This window comes from Planococcus alkaliphilus (genome assembly GCF_057031095.1).
In genome coordinates, this window is sequence record NZ_CM168060.1 from 1,113,286 (window position 1) to 1,132,469 (window position 19,184).

The following is a 19,184-nucleotide window of genomic DNA, read 5'->3' on the forward strand; positions in this document are numbered from 1 at the left end:
GGGGGAATCAGAATGGCAGCCCAACGAATTTTAATCGTAGAAGACGATTTGAAAATTGCGGCGTTATTAGCGGAAACACTTCGAAAATATCATTATGAAGTGGAGACTGCGAAAGATTTTGACCGCATCTTGGAAGAGTTCGAAGCATTTGATCCCCATATGGTTTTGTTGGATATCAATCTGCCTTCTTATGACGGCTACTATTGGTGCCGTCAACTTCGCCAAAAATCCACATGCCCCATCCTCTTCATCTCCGCACGTTCTGGAGAAATGGATCAAGTATTTGCTTTGGAAAATGGCGGAGACGATTTCATCACGAAACCTTTTCATTATGAAATCGTCCTTGCAAAAATAAGAAGCCATTTGCGCAGAGCTTATGGCGAATATGCGCCAAAACAAGAAGAGCGTTCCGTTAAAGCCGGGCGCATTAAATTGTTTTTAGAGCGGATGGAATTGCATGTGAAATCCATTGTGATCCCGCTTCAGAAAAAAGAATGCACGATTATGGAATTGTTGATTGCACAGTTCCCGAAAGTGGTTACGCGGGAGCAATTGCTTGAAGAGCTCTGGGATGACCAGGCTTTTGTAGATGAAAACACATTGAACGTCAATATGACGCGTGTCCGCAAGAAACTGGCGGATTATGAAGTGAAATCTTCAATTGAAACGGTGCGGGGGTCCGGCTACCGCCTGCTCTTGAATGAGGAGGAGCTGTAATGTTCCGTCTGTTCTTTAAAGAGCATGCAGCTTTTATCGTGTTCCAGGCAGTGCTTGTTGCCTTCATCATGGCCCTTTATTGGCTCGATGGCTTCCGGAACGTGGATACTGCCATTTATTCGTTTGTTATCAGTACCTTGTTGGTCATCACTTTTTTAGCGGCCCGTTTTGCGAAACGATACCGCTTCTATCACAAGATTCTCTCCGTGCCGGATAAAATGGAGCACGCCATCCAGCGTGAAGGCCGGTCGCCGGAACAGCTGCAAAGCGAAAAATACATGCATGAGCTGTACCGCGTGTATCAGCACGAAGCCCAAGCTTTATATGCAGCTGAAAAACGCCATCTTCAGTTTATGAACCAGTGGGTGCATCAGATGAAAACTCCGCTATCCGTCATGCAGCTTCTCTTGCAGGAAGAAAAGGAATTGGATAAAAGCAGTGTTCAGGAAGAGATGGACCGTTTAAAGGCAGGATTAGATACCGTGCTGATGAATGCCCGCCTCGATACGTTTGAAGACGATATGCAAATTGAACAAGTGCATTTGCGCGGGCTTGTCTCCGAAATCGTCACCGAAAACAAGCGGCTGTTCATTTCAAAGCGGGTTTACCCGGAAATCGATGTGGATGACAGCTTTACCGTAACGACCGATCGGAAATGGATGAAGTTCATTTTGGGACAATTTTTAACAAATGCGATCAAATATACATTTGAACCGAACAAGAAAGTTTATATTCAAGCCAAATGCCAGGAAGGGCATCTTCTTTTGACCATCCGGGATGAAGGAATCGGAATTCCATCATCGGACTTGCCGCGCATCACTAAAGCTTTCTTTACAGGGGAGAACGGCCGGAAAACAGGAGAATCTACAGGTATGGGCCTGTACTTGGCAAAAGAAGTTTGTAGAAAGCTTGGCCACCAGTTCTCCATTTCCTCAGTAAAAGGAGAAGGCACGACGGTATCTGTCTTATTTGACAACGAAGATACAGCAACAGGAGGAGAAGGCAATGCCGCTATTGAAAATCGACGAAGTGACGAAAGTCTATGAAGGAAAAGTGACGCATAGAGCCCTCAATCAGCTAAGCTTCGAAGTGGAAAAAGGCGAATTTCTAGCTGTGATGGGGCCATCCGGAAGCGGGAAAACCACCTTGCTGAATTTGATCTCTACGATTGATTCCTTAACGGCAGGAGAAATCCTGATTGATGGCATCAATCCCCACCGATTAGATAAAAATGAATTGGCTTTATTTCGCAGACGGAAATTGGGCTTTATCTTTCAAGACTTTAACTTGCTGCAGATGCTGACTGTGGAAGAAAACCTGGTGCTGCCGTTGACTCTCGACTATGTTCCGGTCAATGATATGGCCACACGGGTTCTGGAATTGGCGAAGCGCCTGGATCTGACGCCGATCTTGCATAAACGGCCGAACGAAATTTCAGGCGGGGAAGCTCAGCGCACGGCAATCGGGCGCGCCCTGATCCATAAGCCAGCCATCATCTTAGCGGATGAGCCGACAGGGAATTTGGATTCCAAAGCTTCCAAAGACGTCCTGGATCTTTTGTCGAGAGTCAGTGCCAACGAAGGCGCTACGATTGTCATGGTGACGCATGATCCGATTGCTGCAAGCTATTGCGACCGGGTGCTGTTTATCAAAGACGGTGAATTTTTCAATGAAATTTACGGCGATGAACGGCGCCAGACATTCTATCAAAGGATTTTGAACGTGCTATCCTTGCTTGGAGGAAATGTCAATGACCTTTCGGCAACTCGCCTACCATAATGTTTTCCGCAACCGAAGAAGCTATGCTGCTTTTTTCCTCGCAAGCGTTGTTTCGGTGATGGTGTTCTTCGTCTATTCGATGTTTATTTTCCATCCATTATTTGAAGAAGATGGCTTGCAGGTGCTGGCTGTCCGGGGAATGTTCATAGCGGAAGTTGTACTTTATATTTTCACGCTGTTTTTCCTGTTTTATTCGATGAGCGCTTTTTTGCAGGCACGGTCGAAGGAGTTCGGAATTCTTATGCATTTAGGGATGACCAAAAAGCAGCTGAATAAGTTGATCTTCTTTGAAACGATGATTCTCGGCTCGGTTTCAACCGTGGCCGGAATCGCTTTCGGTTTTGCGTTTTCAAAGTTTTTCTTTATGATCGGCCGTGAAATCATGGAACTTGAATCGCTGCCGCTGTATGTATCATGGCAGCCATTTGCCCTAACTATCGGGGCATTTGCGAGTCTCTTCATCATCATTTCAGTGATCAGTGTAGCGTTTATCCGGACGAAAGGGATTTTGGATTTGCTGCAAGGCTACTGGAAAGTGGATGAAATCACGAATGCATCACGCTGGCTGTCTTTTTTAGGATTTTTGCTGCTGGGGATTTCCTACGTGCTTGCTTCTGTCGTGACGGACGAGACCGTCTATACAATGGTGCTGATCATTCCGCCGCTGGCCACTTTAGGGACGTATCTCTTCTTTACGCATTCCGTCCATTCGCTGCTGAATTTTTATAAACGGCGAAAAGGGGTTTACTGGCATAAGACCCGGTTGGTTTCACTTGCAGAAGCTTCTGTCAAACTGAAAGACAGCGCACAGATGTTTTTCATCGTGACCATCGTTTCGACTGTGGCTTTTCTAACCGTCGGGACACTCGCTTCGTTCATGTCTTATACAGGCGATTATCGGGAATCAAATCCACTCGGGCTGGTTTATATTTCGTTTGACGGCAATAGCAAAGAACTGCAACATATTGAGGGATTGACTGCTGAACTGGAAGAAAAGGAACTGGCTTACGATCTTGTTCCTTTAGTGGTCAAAAGACAGACTTCTACATTTACCGGCAATGACGTGGACATCATCCGCATGTCCGAATTTAATCGTCTGGCGGCAGCACTTGGTTTTGAACCTGCGTATCCGGACCGGGGCGAAGCGCTTTTTATCCCTTATTCGAAGGAATCCTTGAAAGAATTGGGGAAAAGCCAAGTCCAAACGGAATTGATGGAAAGCGGAGTTGAGCTGTCGATCGATCAAGTCTATCCGCATATTCTTTTTCCGGTCCATACGGTCAACTTTAATAGCATTGTCGTGAATGACCTCGATTATGCAGCGATCGACGAACCGCTTCAAGGCTATGCCGACGGGGAATCGACGTTTACTTATTACGCATTCGACATTCCATCGTGGGAAGAAACGGTAGCCATCGGTTCGGATTTAACCGCTCAAATTGAAAGAGCGGTGGAACAGGAAGATTTCAGCGGACTGAATTTCTTTTTTGAGAATCCGGGAGAAGATTACCGTTGGTTCAAATCCTCTTTTGCTATATTGCTATTTATCGGCGTAATGGTTGCTGCGGTTTTCTTATTGGCAGCAGGCAGTTTCATTTACTTCAAATTGTATACAGGGCTCGAGCGGGACCGGAAGCAATATCTCCTATTGGTCCGTTTGGGAATGACGGAGAAAGAGCTCGGGAGAATCGTCAACCGCCAGCTCATTCCGCAGTTTTTCCTGCCATGGGTCGTTGCTTTATTGCACAGCACTTTCGCGTTCATCTCGCTTCAAGTTGTCTGGGATGAATTTGCTGAGCTTTCGATTCTAGGAGAAATGATTCTAGTGCTTACAGGATTCACAATTGCTCAAGTCCTTTATTTCTATTTAATACGGTGGCGCTATATCGCCCATTTACAAGCATCGTGAAATACGATGCTTGTTGTATTGTCAGAAGATTTATTCTATAATGATATAGTGTAAATAATGAATGACTGTTCATTCAACACGAAAGAGGGATGGAAAATGAATTTAAGCAAACGTGTTCATGAAATTTCACTGCAAGATCCAAACAAAGCGGCGTATCATTTTATGGGGAAAGATACATCGTACGGGGAATTCGATCAATCGGTTTCTAAATTCGCCGGCGCCCTTAAAGAATTGGGAGTAGAAAAAGGGGACCATGTCGCATTTTTGCTGGGCAACTCTCCGCATTTCCTCATCTCTTTATATGCAACGATGCGACTCGGGGCAACAGCAGTGCCAATCAATCCGATTTACGCTCCTGATGAAATCGCTTACATAGTGAAAGACAGTGATGCGAAAGTGGTTATTGCACTGGATGCTTTATTGCCGCTTGTTGAAAAAGCACATATGGCGCTTCCGAAGGTGGAGACCTTCGTCATTTGCGAGACCGATGCTGCAACAGCTGCAAAATTGGCAGAATTGCCGAACGAAGTTGGCCAAAAAGTGGCGGCTTTCTCGGAAATTCTCTCCAAAGCCAATTCGATTGAACAGTCGGCTGATGTGCAAACAGATGATAACGCTGTCATTTTGTATACATCTGGAACAACTGGCAAACCAAAAGGTGCAATGCTGACGCACGGCAATTTGTATTCCAATGCCCGTGATACCGGCGCTTACCTGCAAATCGGACAGGAAGACCGGATTATTGCTACGTTGCCAGTATTCCATGTCTTTGCTTTGACAGTTGTGGTCAATGCACCGTTGATCCAAGGCGCGACCATTATTCTCATTCCGCGCTTCAATCCGAAAGATGTATTTGACGCGATCAAATCCCAGAAAGCGACCATTTTTGCTGGGGTACCGACGATGTTCAATTTCATGTATCAATTCCCGGAAGCGCAAACGGCTGATTTTGAAACTGTCCGCCTCGCGATTTCAGGAGGATCTGCATTGCCGGTAGCATTGCTCCATAATTTCGAAGAGAAATTCAATGTTCGTGTATCGGAAGGTTACGGCTTATCAGAAGCTTCGCCGGTTACGTGCTTCAATCCGGTTGACCGCGAACGTAAAGCAGGTTCGATCGGAACGTCCATTGTCAATGTAGAAAACAAAGTGGTCGATGAATTGGGAGAAGAAGTCGCTGTAGGCGAAGTCGGCGAATTGATTGTCCGCGGCCCTAATGTCATGAAAGGCTATTACAAAATGCCGGAAGAGACGAATGCTGCTCTTCGGGATGGCTGGCTTTACACTGGCGACTTAGCTAAAGTCGACGAAGAAGGCTATTTCTATATTGTTGACCGCAAAAAAGACATGATTATCGTTGGAGGCTATAACGTCTACCCGCGTGAAGTCGAAGAAGTGCTATTTGCACATCCAGGCATTTCAGAAGCGGCAGTCGTCGGTTTGCCGGATCCGAATTTCGGTGAAGAAGTGAATGCCTACGTCGTGTTAAAAGATTCTTCGGTGACGATAGAAGAGCTTGGCGCGTATTGTGCAGAGCACTTAGCGAAATACAAAGTGCCAAAGCATTTTGAAGTCCTTGACGATCTACCGAAAAATACGACAGGAAAAATCCTGCGCCGTTCCTTAAAAGATCAAGCGTTGAATAAATCATAAAACAGTTGCAAAATATCCGGTCTTACCAGCCGGAAGGGGGAAAAAGCTCAGGCGGCTAGACTGCCTGAGCTTTTTTGATGCATTTGATTGAAAAAACTGACATTTTTCATTATAGTAAGAGAAGTAATATTGCGAGTTTCGAAATAATTAACCCAAGGAGGATTTCAAGTGGCCAAAAAAGCTGTAGAAATAAAAGACCTGACTAAATTAATATCGGTGACAGATCCTCATATTTCGCCGGATGGAACGCAAGCCGTATTTATCCGGACACATATGGATGAAGAAGAAAATACATATATTGCCCATCTGTACCATAGTGATTTGGCGAGCGGGAAAGTGACGCAATGGACGCACGGAAAAGAACGGGTTTCCTCGCCGTCATGGTCCGCGGATGGTTCAAAAATCGCATTTTTATCGACGCGCGATGAGAAAAACCAATTATACGTTATCCATGCATCTGGAGGGGAAGCGAAGGCATTAACGGATTTTGAAAAAGGCGTGAACAGTTTTGTCTGGTCCCCTTGCAACAAGAAGATTTGGATCAATGCCATGGCAAAAGACGGCAAAACATTTACGGATAAAGAAGACAAAGAAGAAAAGAAAAAGCCGGAGCCGGTCTTCGTGACGACGATGAAATACAAAATGGACGGCGCGGGTCTTGTGCCGCAAGATGTCCATCGCCATATCGGGATCGTCGACATCGAAACAAAAGAAGTGGAGCAAATTACAGAAGGCGATTACCATTACAGCTTGGAAACGGTATCGCATGACGGCAGCCGTCTGGTCTATAGCGTTGTCCGTGAGGAGAATGTGGATCACCTTTTCCAGGAGCCTTTGTATTTATACGAAGTGGAAACCCGAAAAGAAACCTTGATCAATGATGAAGGAGGCTATTTCGGCGGTGCGGCATTTTCGTTTGACGATTCGAAAATTGCATTTGCTGGAAGTACCCGTTATTTCGAAAACGCAACGCATACAGAAATTTATGTATACGATGTGGCAGCAGGAGGCTATTTCTGCCTGACAGAAAGCATGGATTTCCCGATTGGGGATTATACAGTAGCCGACCATCAGCAAGGCGCCGTCGCACCGGCGGTAGTATGGACAAAAGATGACCATCTGTATTTCCAAGTTTCCACAATGGGCGATGTCCGTTTGTACTTCGCTTCGCTTGACGGGGCCATCTACCCGGCATCGCCTGAGATGGAACATATCTACGGATACGATATTTCGCGTGACGGTGTATTTGCAGTAGCTGCCATCAGCAACCCCGTAAACCCGGGAGAATTGTATAAATTGACGATTGCCACCGGTGAACGTTCAGCCCTTACAGCGTTCAATAAAACCTATTTGGAAGAAACGGAATTGATTCAGCCGGCTTCCATCATTGCAAAAGGGGCAAATGATTGGGCCATCCATGGCTGGTTGATGAAACCGCGCGGCTATGCAGAAGGGGAGAAATATCCGCTGGTCGTGAATATCCACGGTGGTCCGCATGCCATGTACGGCAATACATTCGTCCATGAAATGCAATTGCTTGCAGCGAGAGGCTTCGGCGTCCTATACGTCAACCCGAGAGGAAGCCACGGCTACAGCCAGGAGTTTGTGGATGCCGTACGCGGCGATTACGGCGGAGCGGACTATGAAGATATCATCAAATCGCTTGAAGAGATGCTGGCGGACCATGACTGGATCGATCAAGATCGCTTAGGTGTTACCGGCGGAAGCTACGGCGGGTTCATGACCAACTGGATCGTCGGCCATACTGACCTGTTCAAAGCGGCTGTGACGCAGCGTTCCATTTCCAACTGGATTTCATTCTTCGGGGTGTCGGATATCGGCTATTATTTCAGCGATTGGCAAATCGGCACTGATATGACGGATGTCGAGAAATTATGGAAGCATTCGCCGCTGAAATACGCAGCCAATGTGAAAACGCCGTTATTGATCCTGCATTCGGAAAATGATTACCGCTGCCCGATCGAACAATCGGAGCAATTCTACATTACGCTGAAAAGCATGGGCAAAGAAACCGAATTCGTCCGTTTCCCGGAAGCCGACCATAATTTGTCGCGCACCGGAAAACCGAATCTCCGCTTTGTCCGCCTCGAGCAGATTACCGGCTGGATGGAAAAATACCTGTAAGAGTTAAAAGTGAGCGGTGCCTGATTGCCAGGCGCCGCTTTTTTATGGGATGTTGAGGTTTGTTTGCGGGAAATCAACAATTGTTTGCAGAAACGCAAAATCCATCAAAAAAGCCGTGCGGGCTGCACGGCTTTTTCTAATCCATAATTATTTCCCTTTAAACACCGGTTTTCGTTTTTCGCCAAATGCCATCAACGCTTCGATGCGGTCTTCGGTCGGAATGGTCAGCTCGTAAGCTTTCCGTTCAATATTCAAGCCGGTCTGCAAATCAGCATTCATGCCGTTCTTGATAGCATATTTTGCTTGCTGCAGCGCGATTGGCCCGTTGGCAAGCATCATATCGGCAAATTGAGCGGTAGCTTCAATCAACTCGCTGCGCGGCACCACTTTCGTGACGAGGCCGTAATCAAGCGCTTCTGGAGATTTCAAGCGGCGCGCCGTTAAGATCAATTCCATTGCTTTCGATTCGCCGATCAGCCGCGGCAAACGCTGCGTGCCTCCAGCGCCCGGGATGATGGCGAGGCTCGTTTCAGTTAAGCCGAGCAGCGTATCATCCGCAATGATGCGGAAATCACAGGCTAGTGCGAGTTCCATGCCCCCGCCGAATGCAAAACCGTTCATCATGGCGATGGTCGGCTGCGGCAAGTTTTCAATCGTTGTAAAAACTTCACCGATTTTGAAGATGTTGCGCTTCACATGCTGGTCGGTCAAAGTTTTGCGTTCTTTCAAATCAGCCCCTACGCTAAACGCCTTTTCGCCAGCCCCTGTAAATACCACTACCCGGATGTCCGGATTGATGCGGATCGCCTCAACGACTTGCCCAAGTTCCGTCAGCATATCGTAGTTGAAGGCATTCATGGCTTCAGGCCGGTTTAGCGTAATAAACGCGAGATTCCCTTGTTGTTCGTAATGAATTGTATTCATTTCCATCCCCCTTTAAAATCTTGCCATCCTTAAAAAACATACCACTTTTTGGACTATTGCGCTAACAAACTCTATAATGAAAGCCAGGGAAGGGGGCTCACTAATGACGCGTATTGCATTCATCCGCATTTTCCGCATTGTCTTCATGGCAATCAAATTCTATACGCAAGCGATGCTCTTCCAGCGCCGCCACCGGGGCAACTGGAATCCGCTTGTACAGGAAAAATGGGAAAAGCTCGTAACCAAACAAGCAAAAGAGTATAAAATTCTCGCTCTGAAATTAAGCGGGTTAATGATTAAACTAGGGCAATTCCTGTCTACACGAGCCGACATCATGCCGCCTTCTTTTTTAGTGGAACTGGAAGGCCTGACAGACCGCGTACCATCCGTGTCTCGCCAAAAAATCGTCTCTGTGCTGGAACAAGAGTGGAATTCGCCTCACACAAGCTATTTGACGAGCTTATCCAATGAGTCGGTTGCCTCTGCTTCGATCGGAGAAGTCTATAAAGGCGTTTTAAAAGATGGAACGGAAGTGGCGATCAAAGTCCAGCGCCCTGGAACAGATCGTATCCTGCGAGCTGATTTTCAGGCGATCCGAATCGTTATCTGGTTCTTGCGGACATTTACGCCGCTTTCAAAACAAATGGATTTCAAGCAACTGTACAACGAAATGACCGAAACAATCGGAGCCGAATTGAATTTCCTTCAAGAGCTTCAAAGCGGCCGCGCATTTGCAGAACGCTTTGATGGAATGGAAGGCGTTCGTTTTCCTGTTTATTTTGATGAATACACCACCCGCCGCGTTCTTGTGATGGAATGGATTGAAGGGGCGCGCATTACGGATCTGGCATTTATCGAAAAACACAATTTGGACCGCCATGAACTTTCAGAGCGGCTGTTCATCCTGTTTCTTGAACAAGTGCTCTACGGGGGTCAATTCCACGCGGACCCGCACGGCGGCAATATTTTACTCAAGCCTGACGGCACGATTGTGTTGATTGACTTTGGCATGACCGGAACGATTTCAAAAGCCGATTCACAAGCGGTCCTAAGGATTGCAGAAGGCATCATCTTTAAAAATTACGATGAAGTGCTGGATGCATTGGAAGAGCTGCGTTTCCTGTTGCCGCAAGCTGACCGGGCTTTGCTGGCCGATACGATTGCCCGGCTCGTCACCGCTTATGAGTCGAATGAATTGATGCAGATGGACAGCTTTGTGGTCGAGCGCTTGTTGAAAGATTTGCAAGGCATTGTCCGGACACAGCCTGTTCAACTTCCTGCAGAATTCGCTTTTTTCGGAAGAGCAGCTTCGATTTTTGTCGGCGTGCTCCATGTCCTGGATCCTGGCATTGATTTGCTTGCCCTTGCCCGTCCGCGAATACTGGAATGGGCTTCCTCCCAAAAAGAAGGAAAGCGGATGTTCGGCAAAGAAGATGTATTGCGCTGGGTAATCCAAGCATCAACTCCGCTGCGGGTTTTCCCGCAGAAAGTGATCAATTACTTGGAAGAGCCGGAACGCATGCGCCATTACTTGGAGAACCGGGATGGCCGCGTACGGGAACATCAAAGAGACTTGCAGAGCCGTATGTTCGCCGGGATTTTTACAATCCTTTCTTTTCTCGGCATCTCGATTGCGGTCTGGTTTTCCCATGAAGCATTAATTTGGGTGTCTTCCGCATTTTTCGTCGGATCTTTATGGACCTATCGATCAATTAAATAACCATCAAAAAACTGCGCCGGCTAAGGCGCAGTTTTTTTTTACATGCGGGCTATTGCATTCTGCCATTTTAGCTGTAAAATAAAAATAAGAACAAATGTTCTCTTTTTGGGGAGGTGGACAAGATGCCGTTGATCTCACAAGAGGAAGTAGCCCATTTTGAAAACATGATTTATTTGCCGATGGTGTTGATCATTTTAGAACGCGACCGCGCCTTGATCGAAAAGGGGTCTTTTAAGTTGAAACGGCCTTATTTGGAGCTGATAGAAGGCGCAAGCAAGCATGCGCAAAGAGAACTGACAGATACAAAAATCCAGATGCGGAAGCGCCACATGAAAGTGATGAGAGGAAAAGGAGATGATACTTTCACTGAATATGTCTTTTATCATGGGGGATTTGAAGATCATCGCCGCTATTTGAATGTGCGGCTGCGCAATCGGGTAGAAGAATTATTGAGGGTGTATTTAGCGATGGCATACAATGAAACCTAATGGAACAAAGACCCTTAAAAGAGATCGGCCTTATAGAAAAGAGGCTGACGAATCGTCGAGGTATGAATCTCTGCCTCTTTGCTTAAAAGAAAGGCAATCAATCGAGCGGGTGTTCTTTGCGCGGTGTATAGCGGCGCTTTGTTAAATAGACCATCTGGTGTTTATGGACCTGTTGGGCGTTTTTGAAATAGCGGCGAAGCGAACCGGCGAAAGAATGCTGGTTTCTGAGTGCGATGGGCGAGACATCGAGCGGTACTGTCACTCCATTGCTCAAATGGACGATGCTTCCTTTTCCGCTTTCATCCGTATCTACGAGTTCCACGGCATCGAAGTTAAACCAAACGGAATCTTTATTCTTCGGAGAATGGGTTGGGAAGAAAAGTAAGGGATTGCCGTAATATTCGCCGATGATGACAGGCGGTTTATGCTTCACGCGGATCGCCTTTTGGGAATACAAAGTTGCACTTTCCAGCGATCCCCGATAAAACGAACAAGAAGAAGTGACCGTTTTGTAAACCGACTCTTCGACCACGAACTCACTGCGGTCTTCAATCACACGTGTGCCCTCCCGGTGGCCGTCCATATACGGCATAAGTGCATAAGTGTTGCTGCACACAGTATATGATAAGGGATTTTGATTCCTTTTACCCATGATTAAACACCCCTTTAATTTACTATACATATAACATTATAATAAAATATGGAAATTAATCAACGCCTTTAATCGGAATATAAAATTTTTTCTATTTCATTAGAATTTTCAAAAAAGTTATTGATTATTCCTATCGCTTTCATGTATACTAATGAAAAGCATTCGGGGTGAAGAAGAATGGAAAACTATTATTCTTATGCTGATTTCATGAAAGCGATGGCTCAAACAAAAAAGATTACTGAAGCGGAAAAACTGCTTAATGACATTTACCTGGATTTATTTTTAAAGCATGTTCACCGCTCACAGCAAGAAGCACAGCTCATGACATTAATCGATGAAGCCCTGGACAATAATGACCGTCAATCATTCGCCACTTATACCGCACAGTTGCAGAGCCTGCAATGTGATGAAGATTAAATGAGAAAACCGCTCCTGGTGAGCGGTTTTTTTTATTGCGCAAAAAGAAAAAAATGATAAAAAACATACGTTCGCTTTTTGTTAGGGGATTTTTAGGGCATATGATAAAATAGAGAGAATGATATAACGGGAGGACGTTGACTATGAAACAGGAATTTAAACTCCAGGCCCCTTATGAACCGGCTGGAGACCAACCGCAAGCCATAGCGGAACTGACGGAAGGCATCATCAATGGCAAGCGCTGCCAGACATTGCTCGGAGCTACAGGAACGGGCAAGACTTATACGATGTCAAACGTCATTCAGCAAGTGAAGAAGCCGACTTTGATCATGGCGCATAACAAAACATTGGCTGGCCAGCTTTACAGCGAATTCAAAGAATTTTTCCCTGATAATGCGGTTGAATACTTTGTCAGCTATTACGATTACTATCAGCCAGAAGCTTATGTTCCACAATCGGATACTTATATAGAAAAAGATGCCAGCATCAACGATGAAATCGATAAATTGCGGCATTCAGCAACAAGCTCATTGTTTGAACGCGACGATGTCATCGTCGTTGCTTCAGTTTCATGCATTTACGGACTTGGATCCCCAAAAGAATACCGGGAACTTGTGGTATCCCTTCGAAAAGGGATGGAAATCGAACGCAATCAGCTGCTCCGGAAATTGGTTGATGTCCAATATGAACGAAACGACATCAACTTTATTCGCGGAACTTTTCGCGTGCGCGGAGATGTCGTGGAAATTTTCCCGGCCTCCCGTGACGAACATTGCTTGCGCGTTGAGTTTTTTGGAGATGAAATCGATCGGATCCGTGAAGTGGATGCGTTGACTGGCGAAATCATCGGGGAACGTGAACACGTCGCCATCTACCCGGCATCCCACTTTGTTACCGGTGAAGAAAAGATGACAAAAGCCATCGAGAATATCGAAGCGGAACTGGAAGAGCGTTTAAAGGAAATGCGTGCAGAAGATAAATTGCTTGAAGCCCAGCGGCTGGAGCAGCGGACACGCTATGACTTGGAAATGATGCGCGAGATGGGGTTCTGTTCAGGAATCGAAAACTATTCCCGCCATTTGACTTTGCGTCCTCCAGGTGCGCAGCCTTATACATTGATTGATTATTTCCCGGAAGATTTCTTGTTGGTTGTCGATGAAAGCCACGTGACACTGCCGCAGGTAAGAGGCATGTTCAATGGTGACCAAGCACGCAAAAAAGTGCTGGTCGACCATGGTTTCCGTTTGCCGTCTGCCATGGATAACCGCCCTTTGACATTTGATGAATTTGAAAAGCATATCCATCAAGCGGTATTCGTATCAGCGACGCCAGGCCCTTATGAACTGGAACATACACCGGAAATGGTCGAACAGATCATCCGTCCGACAGGATTGCTCGATCCAACGATCGAAGTGCGGCCGATCGAAGGGCAAATCGATGATTTAATGGATGAAATCCGCCAGCGCGTGGAACGGGATGAGCGGGTACTCGTAACGACATTGACCAAAAAAATGTCTGAAGACTTAACGGCTTATTTGAAAGAGGCAGGCGTGAAAGTAAACTACCTGCATTCCGAGATTAAAACCTTGGAACGCATTGAAATCATCCGGGAGCTGCGAATGGGTGTCTATGATGTCCTTGTCGGCATCAACTTGCTTCGTGAAGGGCTCGATATTCCGGAAGTCTCGCTTGTAACCATCTTGGATGCGGATAAGGAAGGCTTCCTCCGTTCCGAACGGTCATTGATCCAGACAATGGGACGGGCTGCCCGGAACTCGAATGGCCACGTTATCATGTATGCGGACAGAATGACCGATTCGATGACAAAAGCGATTGAGGAAACGACTCGGCGCCGGACCATCCAAGCAGAATACAATGAAAAACACGGCATCACACCGATTACCATCCAAAAGAAAATCCGCGATGTTATCCGTGCTACTACGGCAGCGGAAGACACCGAACAATATGTTACAAAAGCAGCAGCAGGCAAAAAGCTCAACAAAGAAGATCGCCTGAAGCTGATTTCGTTATTGGAAAAAGAAATGAAAGAAGCGGCAAAAGCGCTCGATTTCGAACGGGCTGCCGAACTTCGCGATACTGTGCTTGAATTGAAAGCGGAAGGGTGATGGAACTTGAAAAACCAGGAAATACGTATAAAAGGGGCAAGAGCCCACAATCTGAAAAACATTGATGTCACCATCCCGCGCGACCAGCTTGTGGTGATGACGGGCCTTTCCGGTTCCGGAAAATCTTCGTTGGCTTTTGATACGATTTATGCAGAAGGGCAGCGGCGATACGTCGAATCGCTGTCTTCCTATGCACGCCAATTTTTAGGGCAGATGGATAAGCCGGATGTCGATTTGATCGAAGGGCTGTCGCCAGCCATTTCAATCGATCAGAAAACAACGAGCAAAAATCCGCGTTCTACCGTGGCGACAGTAACTGAGATCTATGATTATATGCGCTTAATGTATGCACGGATCGGCAAACCGATCTGTCCGAATCATGGCATTGAGATTTCTTCACAGACGATTGAACAAATGGTCGATCGTTTGCTTGAGTACCCGGAGCGGACAAAAATGCAGATTTTAGCACCGGTTGTCTCAGGGCGAAAAGGTACGCATGTGAAGATGCTGGAAGATATTAAAAAACAAGGATACGTACGAGTTCGCATTGACGGTGTTTTAACGGATCTTGACGATGACATCAATCTGGATAAGAACAAGAAACATTCGATTGAAGTGGTAATTGACCGCGTCATCATGAAAGAAGGCATTGCACCACGCCTCAGCGATTCTTTGGAAGCGGCATTGCGGTTAGGGGAAGGGCGCGTGCTAGTTGATGTCATGGAACAGGAAGAACTTTTGTTCAGTGAACATCATGCGTGCCCGATCTGCGGATTTTCAATCGGTGAATTGGAGCCCCGGATGTTTTCATTCAACTCGCCTTTTGGCGCTTGTCCGGAATGTGACGGCCTTGGACATAAGCTGGAAGTGGATCCTGATTTAGTTATTCCCGACTGGAATTTGTCGCTCGAGCAAGATGCCATCGCTCCTTGGAAACCGACGAGTTCGCAATACTATCCGCAAATGCTGAAAGCGGTATGCAAGCATTATAAGATCGACATGACGGTCCCGATGAACGAATTGCCAGAAGAGCATATCCAAATTCTGCTTCACGGTTCTGGACACGACAAAATCCGTTTCCGCTATGAGAATGACTATGGCCAAATTCGGGACAACCACATTCATTTTGAAGGGGTCCTGACGAACGTCGACCGGAGATTCAGAGAAACGTCTTCTGACTGGACGCGGGAACAAATGGAGAAATACATGGGTGAACAGCCTTGCCCGACTTGTAAAGGGTATCGCTTGAAACCGGAGTCGCTCGCAGTTAAAGTGAATGATCTGCATATCGGATCGGTTTCCGAATTCTCGATTGTCGAAGCGGATCAATTTTTCGAGAAGCTTGTCCTTTCGGAAAAAGACGCTCAAATTGCAGACACCATTGTGCGCGAGATCCGGGAACGGGTCAGTTTCCTGATCAATGTCGGTTTGGATTATTTGACGCTTAACCGTGCATCCGGCACTTTATCGGGCGGGGAAGCTCAGCGGATCCGTCTTGCTACTCAAATCGGTTCACGATTGACCGGCGTCTTGTATATACTGGATGAACCGTCGATCGGTTTGCATCAACGAGACAATGACCGCTTGATCGGGGCATTAAAAGACATGCGCGATCTCGGAAATACGCTCATCGTCGTAGAACACGATGAAGACACGATGCTCGCAGCCGATTATTTAATTGATATCGGACCAGGGGCAGGCGTGCACGGCGGGGAAGTCATCGCGGCCGGTACCCCTGAAAAAGTAATGAAAAATAAAAAATCGTTGACTGGCCAGTATTTGAAAGGGGCGAAGTTCATCCCGATTCCGGCAGAGCGCCGACAATCTGATGGCCGCAAAATTTCAATTCGCGGAGCCAGTGAAAATAACTTGAAGAATGTGGACATTGATATTCCGCTCGGCTTGTTTGTGGCGGTTACCGGTGTATCGGGTTCTGGAAAAAGTACCTTGGTCAATGAAATTCTTTATAAATCATTGGCAAGCCGCTTGAACCGGGCACGCATCAAACCAGGCAAACACAAATCATTGGAAGGCATTGATGAGTTGGAAAAAGTCATCGATATCGACCAATCGCCAATCGGCCGTACCCCAAGATCGAATCCGGCAACTTATACCGGGGTGTTCGACGATATTCGCGATGTGTATGCATCGACAAACGAAGCGAAAGTACGCGGCTATAAAAAAGGGCGATTCAGTTTTAACATCAAGGGTGGACGCTGTGAAGCCTGCCGCGGAGATGGTATTATAAAAATAGAAATGCATTTCCTTCCGGATGTCTATGTGCCTTGTGAGATCTGCCATGGAAAACGCTATAACCGGGAAACATTGGAAGTGAAGTATAAAGACAAGAGCATCTCCGATGTATTGGAAATGACGGTTGAAGCGGCGTCGCAATTTTTCGAGCACCATCCGAAAATTCACCGCAAGCTGAAAACCATCGTCGATGTGGGATTAGGCTATATCACATTGGGCCAACCGGCGACTACGCTGTCCGGAGGAGAGGCGCAGCGTGTGAAACTGGCTTCAGAGCTGCATAAACGCTCAAACGGCAAATCCTTCTATATATTGGACGAGCCGACAACCGGGCTCCACGCTGACGACATTTCGAGGCTCCTTCTCGTGCTCCAGCGTTTGGTGGATAACGGCGATACAGTCTTGACCATTGAACATAATCTCGATGTCATCAAGACCGCTGACCACATTATCGATCTAGGGCCAGAAGGCGGCGATAAAGGCGGTACGATTATTGCGACAGGGACACCGGAAGATATAGCTGCTGTAAAGAAATCCTATACAGGCAAATACCTTGGACCCATTTTGGAACGGGATCGTGCCCGTACCGATGCGAAAGTCAAAAAGGCGTCAAGCAAGAAAAAAGTTGCAAAATGAAACTTTTCCAGTCAGTAAACGTATGATTAAGTAGAACATTCAGCTTGGATTTTGTTCAGCCGGAAGGAGCAAGGTTCCGGCTGTTCAAGAGTTCGGCAAAGAGGAGGCCGCAATACATGCAAAGTGAAAAAGAACGCATATTGGATATGGTCGAAAATGGTACGATTACGGCAAGAGAAGCTGTCGAATTATTAAGAGCGATTGATGGTGGCGGCGGAAACCAGGAATCATCGCGTGATTCTTCTTATGGCCGCAACGAATACCGTGAAAAGCGCGGAAAGCGTGGACTATTCAGACCAGAAGATATGATCAAAAGATTTTCGAAAGACATTTCAAAAAACGTTTCCAAAGATTTTTCGAAAAACGTTTCGAAAGATTTCAATCAATTAGGCGACCGCATGATGACGTTTATGCAAAGTTCAGTCAGCAAATTGAAAACAATGGATTTTGATTCGCCTTTCGGTGAAGCTATCCAATTTAGCCATACTTTCCGCGAAGAAAATCTGGCAATCGATAACATCATTGCAGATTTAGCGAACGGGCAGCTTGAAATTTTTGCTTCACAGGACGAAACAATCCGTGCTGAATGTACCGTTAAAGCGTTCCGTGCAGAATCGGAAACGCAAGCGAGAGAAGATTTCCTGGATAAATTCGTCTTTATCGCAGACAACCAAAAGCTGCGGATTATCAGCGATATGAAAACCACTCAAGTGAATATTGTTCTTTACGTTCCTGCGAAAACGTACGACCACATTACAGCACGCCTGTTCAACGGCGGGTTTACAATGAAGCGCATTGATGCGGCTTTGGTCAAAGTCAAAACAGCGAACGGTAAAATCGATTTGAAAAACAGCAATTTCGATGATGCAGAACTGGAAACAGCGAATGGAGCCATCCAAGTCCAGGAAGTGACAGGGAAATTCCTTGAAACGGAAACGCTCAATGGCCGCATTTATGTAGACGGCGATATTCAAGCCGTTGAAGCGAAGTCGTTAAACGGCAATGTAGTCGTGACATCAAGATGCAAAGAAGCACGCAAAGTGGAAGCGAAAACCATTGCGGGCAATTTGGAAATCTACATCCCGTCCCATTTGCCGCTAAGAGGCGAAGTTTCTTCTAACTTAGGGAAAATGGATGTCTTATTGGCTGATGTGGAAAACACCCATGAGCAAGGGCAGTTTATGCAGAAATCCATCCGCTTCTCGAAAGACAGCGGGGAAGCTGTAGCAGCTCCGTTATTGATTCATGGTGAAACAAAAACCGGTACGGTTCTTGTACGCTACCTGACAATCGAATAATAGACGAAAAAGCCGGCATGCCATATGCCGGCTTTTTTATGGAGTTGGAGGATAAAGTTTTTGCAGAAACATGATGGACTGGGTGATCAGTTGTTTCAAAACGCTTATGTCAACATCATCTGTTTTATTGATATAGACACAGCCTTTTCCGCTTGTGTGCTTTCCTAGCTTTTCGAGCAATTGGATGCGTTCGTCGTCGCCGGTTGCGAAATATAGCGTGATTTTTGCTTTGCGGGGCGAAAAGCCCACGAGCGGTGCATCGCCTTCGTGCCCGGAAGCATATACATAATGATAGGAGCCGAAACCGATTATGCTCGGTCCCCACATTTTAGCCGGATATCCGCTTGTTTCTTCGAAAATTTCCAGCAATCGATAAGCGTCTTGCCGTTTTTTTGGATTCTCTACCGATTCGATAAATTCGATGACACTTTCATCGGTTTCTTTCGTCTTCTGTTCGTACATCATCT

The 19,184-nt window shown here is 46.4% G+C and carries 15 protein-coding genes; 12 read left to right on the forward strand and 3 right to left on the reverse strand.

Annotation, left to right across the window (positions count from 1 at the left end; translation table 11 throughout):
• Nucleotides 1-12 precede the first annotated feature (12 nt).
• The 6 genes from AC2EXB_RS05735 (at nt 13) to AC2EXB_RS05760 (ending at nt 8,203) form a co-directional block, all read left to right on the forward strand.
• Nucleotides 13-717: a response regulator gene (locus tag AC2EXB_RS05735; RefSeq protein ID WP_483604058.1), complete on the forward strand. Its 705-nt coding sequence runs from the start codon at nt 13-15 to the stop codon at nt 715-717.
• A complete protein-coding gene (locus AC2EXB_RS05740; RefSeq protein ID WP_483604059.1) occupies nt 717-1,763 on the forward strand; it encodes a sensor histidine kinase in 1,047 nt (348 codons plus the stop codon). The genes AC2EXB_RS05735 and AC2EXB_RS05740 overlap by 1 nt, the downstream gene beginning before the upstream one ends.
• Nucleotides 1,723-2,496 (forward strand): ABC transporter ATP-binding protein, encoded by a 774-nt coding sequence (locus AC2EXB_RS05745; protein WP_246809244.1) that lies wholly within the window; start codon nt 1,723-1,725, stop codon nt 2,494-2,496. Before AC2EXB_RS05740 ends, AC2EXB_RS05745 begins: the two co-directional genes overlap by 41 nt.
• On the forward strand, nt 2,468-4,405 hold the full coding sequence (locus AC2EXB_RS05750; protein WP_235198669.1) for an FtsX-like permease family protein: 1,938 nt from the start codon (nt 2,468-2,470) through the stop codon (nt 4,403-4,405). Before AC2EXB_RS05745 ends, AC2EXB_RS05750 begins: the two co-directional genes overlap by 29 nt.
• A 96-nt stretch (nt 4,406-4,501) precedes the next feature.
• Nucleotides 4,502-6,058, forward strand: coding sequence for a fatty acid--CoA ligase family protein (locus AC2EXB_RS05755; RefSeq protein WP_483604060.1), 1,557 nt, complete (start codon nt 4,502-4,504; stop codon nt 6,056-6,058).
• Between the two features lie 168 nt (nt 6,059-6,226).
• The gene (locus AC2EXB_RS05760) at nt 6,227-8,203 is read left to right on the forward strand and encodes a S9 family peptidase (RefSeq protein WP_483604061.1); all 1,977 of its coding nucleotides are present in this window, start codon (nt 6,227-6,229) and stop codon (nt 8,201-8,203) included.
• Nucleotides 8,204-8,350: 147 nt separating this feature from the next.
• Here AC2EXB_RS05760 and AC2EXB_RS05765 read toward each other — a convergent pair whose 3' ends face one another.
• Nucleotides 8,351-9,127: an enoyl-CoA hydratase-related protein gene (locus AC2EXB_RS05765; protein WP_251479911.1), complete on the reverse strand. Its 777-nt coding sequence runs from the start codon at nt 9,125-9,127 to the stop codon at nt 8,351-8,353.
• Between the two features lie 103 nt (nt 9,128-9,230).
• Between AC2EXB_RS05765 and AC2EXB_RS05770 the strand changes: the two genes are divergently transcribed.
• Nucleotides 9,231-10,847 (forward strand): ABC1 kinase family protein, encoded by a 1,617-nt coding sequence (locus AC2EXB_RS05770; protein ID WP_235198671.1) that lies wholly within the window; start codon nt 9,231-9,233, stop codon nt 10,845-10,847.
• 122 nt (nt 10,848-10,969) lie between these two features.
• Nucleotides 10,970-11,335, forward strand: coding sequence for a YhjD family protein (locus AC2EXB_RS05775; RefSeq protein WP_483604062.1), 366 nt, complete (start codon nt 10,970-10,972; stop codon nt 11,333-11,335).
• Between the two features lie 97 nt (nt 11,336-11,432).
• Here the strand turns inward: AC2EXB_RS05775 and AC2EXB_RS05780 are convergent, their stop codons facing one another.
• A complete protein-coding gene (locus tag AC2EXB_RS05780; protein ID WP_483604063.1) occupies nt 11,433-11,987 on the reverse strand; it encodes a competence protein ComK in 555 nt (184 codons plus the stop codon).
• Between the two features lie 177 nt (nt 11,988-12,164).
• Here AC2EXB_RS05780 and AC2EXB_RS05785 point away from each other — a divergent pair, with 177 nt between their 5' ends.
• The 4 genes from AC2EXB_RS05785 to AC2EXB_RS05800 all read left to right on the forward strand — a co-directional run bounded on the left by AC2EXB_RS05785 (nt 12,165) and on the right by AC2EXB_RS05800 (nt 18,717).
• Nucleotides 12,165-12,404 (forward strand): IDEAL domain-containing protein, encoded by a 240-nt coding sequence (locus AC2EXB_RS05785; protein ID WP_052652260.1) that lies wholly within the window; start codon nt 12,165-12,167, stop codon nt 12,402-12,404.
• A 143-nt stretch (nt 12,405-12,547) separates the two neighbouring features.
• Nucleotides 12,548-14,530 (forward strand): excinuclease ABC subunit UvrB, encoded by a 1,983-nt coding sequence (gene uvrB, locus AC2EXB_RS05790; RefSeq protein ID WP_483604064.1) that lies wholly within the window; start codon nt 12,548-12,550, stop codon nt 14,528-14,530.
• Nucleotides 14,531-14,536: 6 nt separating this feature from the next.
• The gene (uvrA, locus tag AC2EXB_RS05795; protein WP_483604065.1) at nt 14,537-17,419 is read left to right on the forward strand and encodes an excinuclease ABC subunit UvrA; all 2,883 of its coding nucleotides are present in this window, start codon (nt 14,537-14,539) and stop codon (nt 17,417-17,419) included.
• A gap of 116 nt (nt 17,420-17,535) precedes the next feature.
• A complete protein-coding gene (locus AC2EXB_RS05800) occupies nt 17,536-18,717 on the forward strand; it encodes a DUF4097 family beta strand repeat-containing protein (RefSeq protein ID WP_235198676.1) in 1,182 nt (393 codons plus the stop codon).
• A 36-nt stretch (nt 18,718-18,753) separates the two neighbouring features.
• Here the strand turns inward: AC2EXB_RS05800 and AC2EXB_RS05805 are convergent, their stop codons facing one another.
• Nucleotides 18,754-19,179, reverse strand: a complete 426-nt coding sequence (locus AC2EXB_RS05805) for a DUF1801 domain-containing protein (protein ID WP_483604066.1) — start codon at nt 19,177-19,179, stop codon at nt 18,754-18,756.
• Nucleotides 19,180-19,184 lie beyond the last annotated feature (5 nt).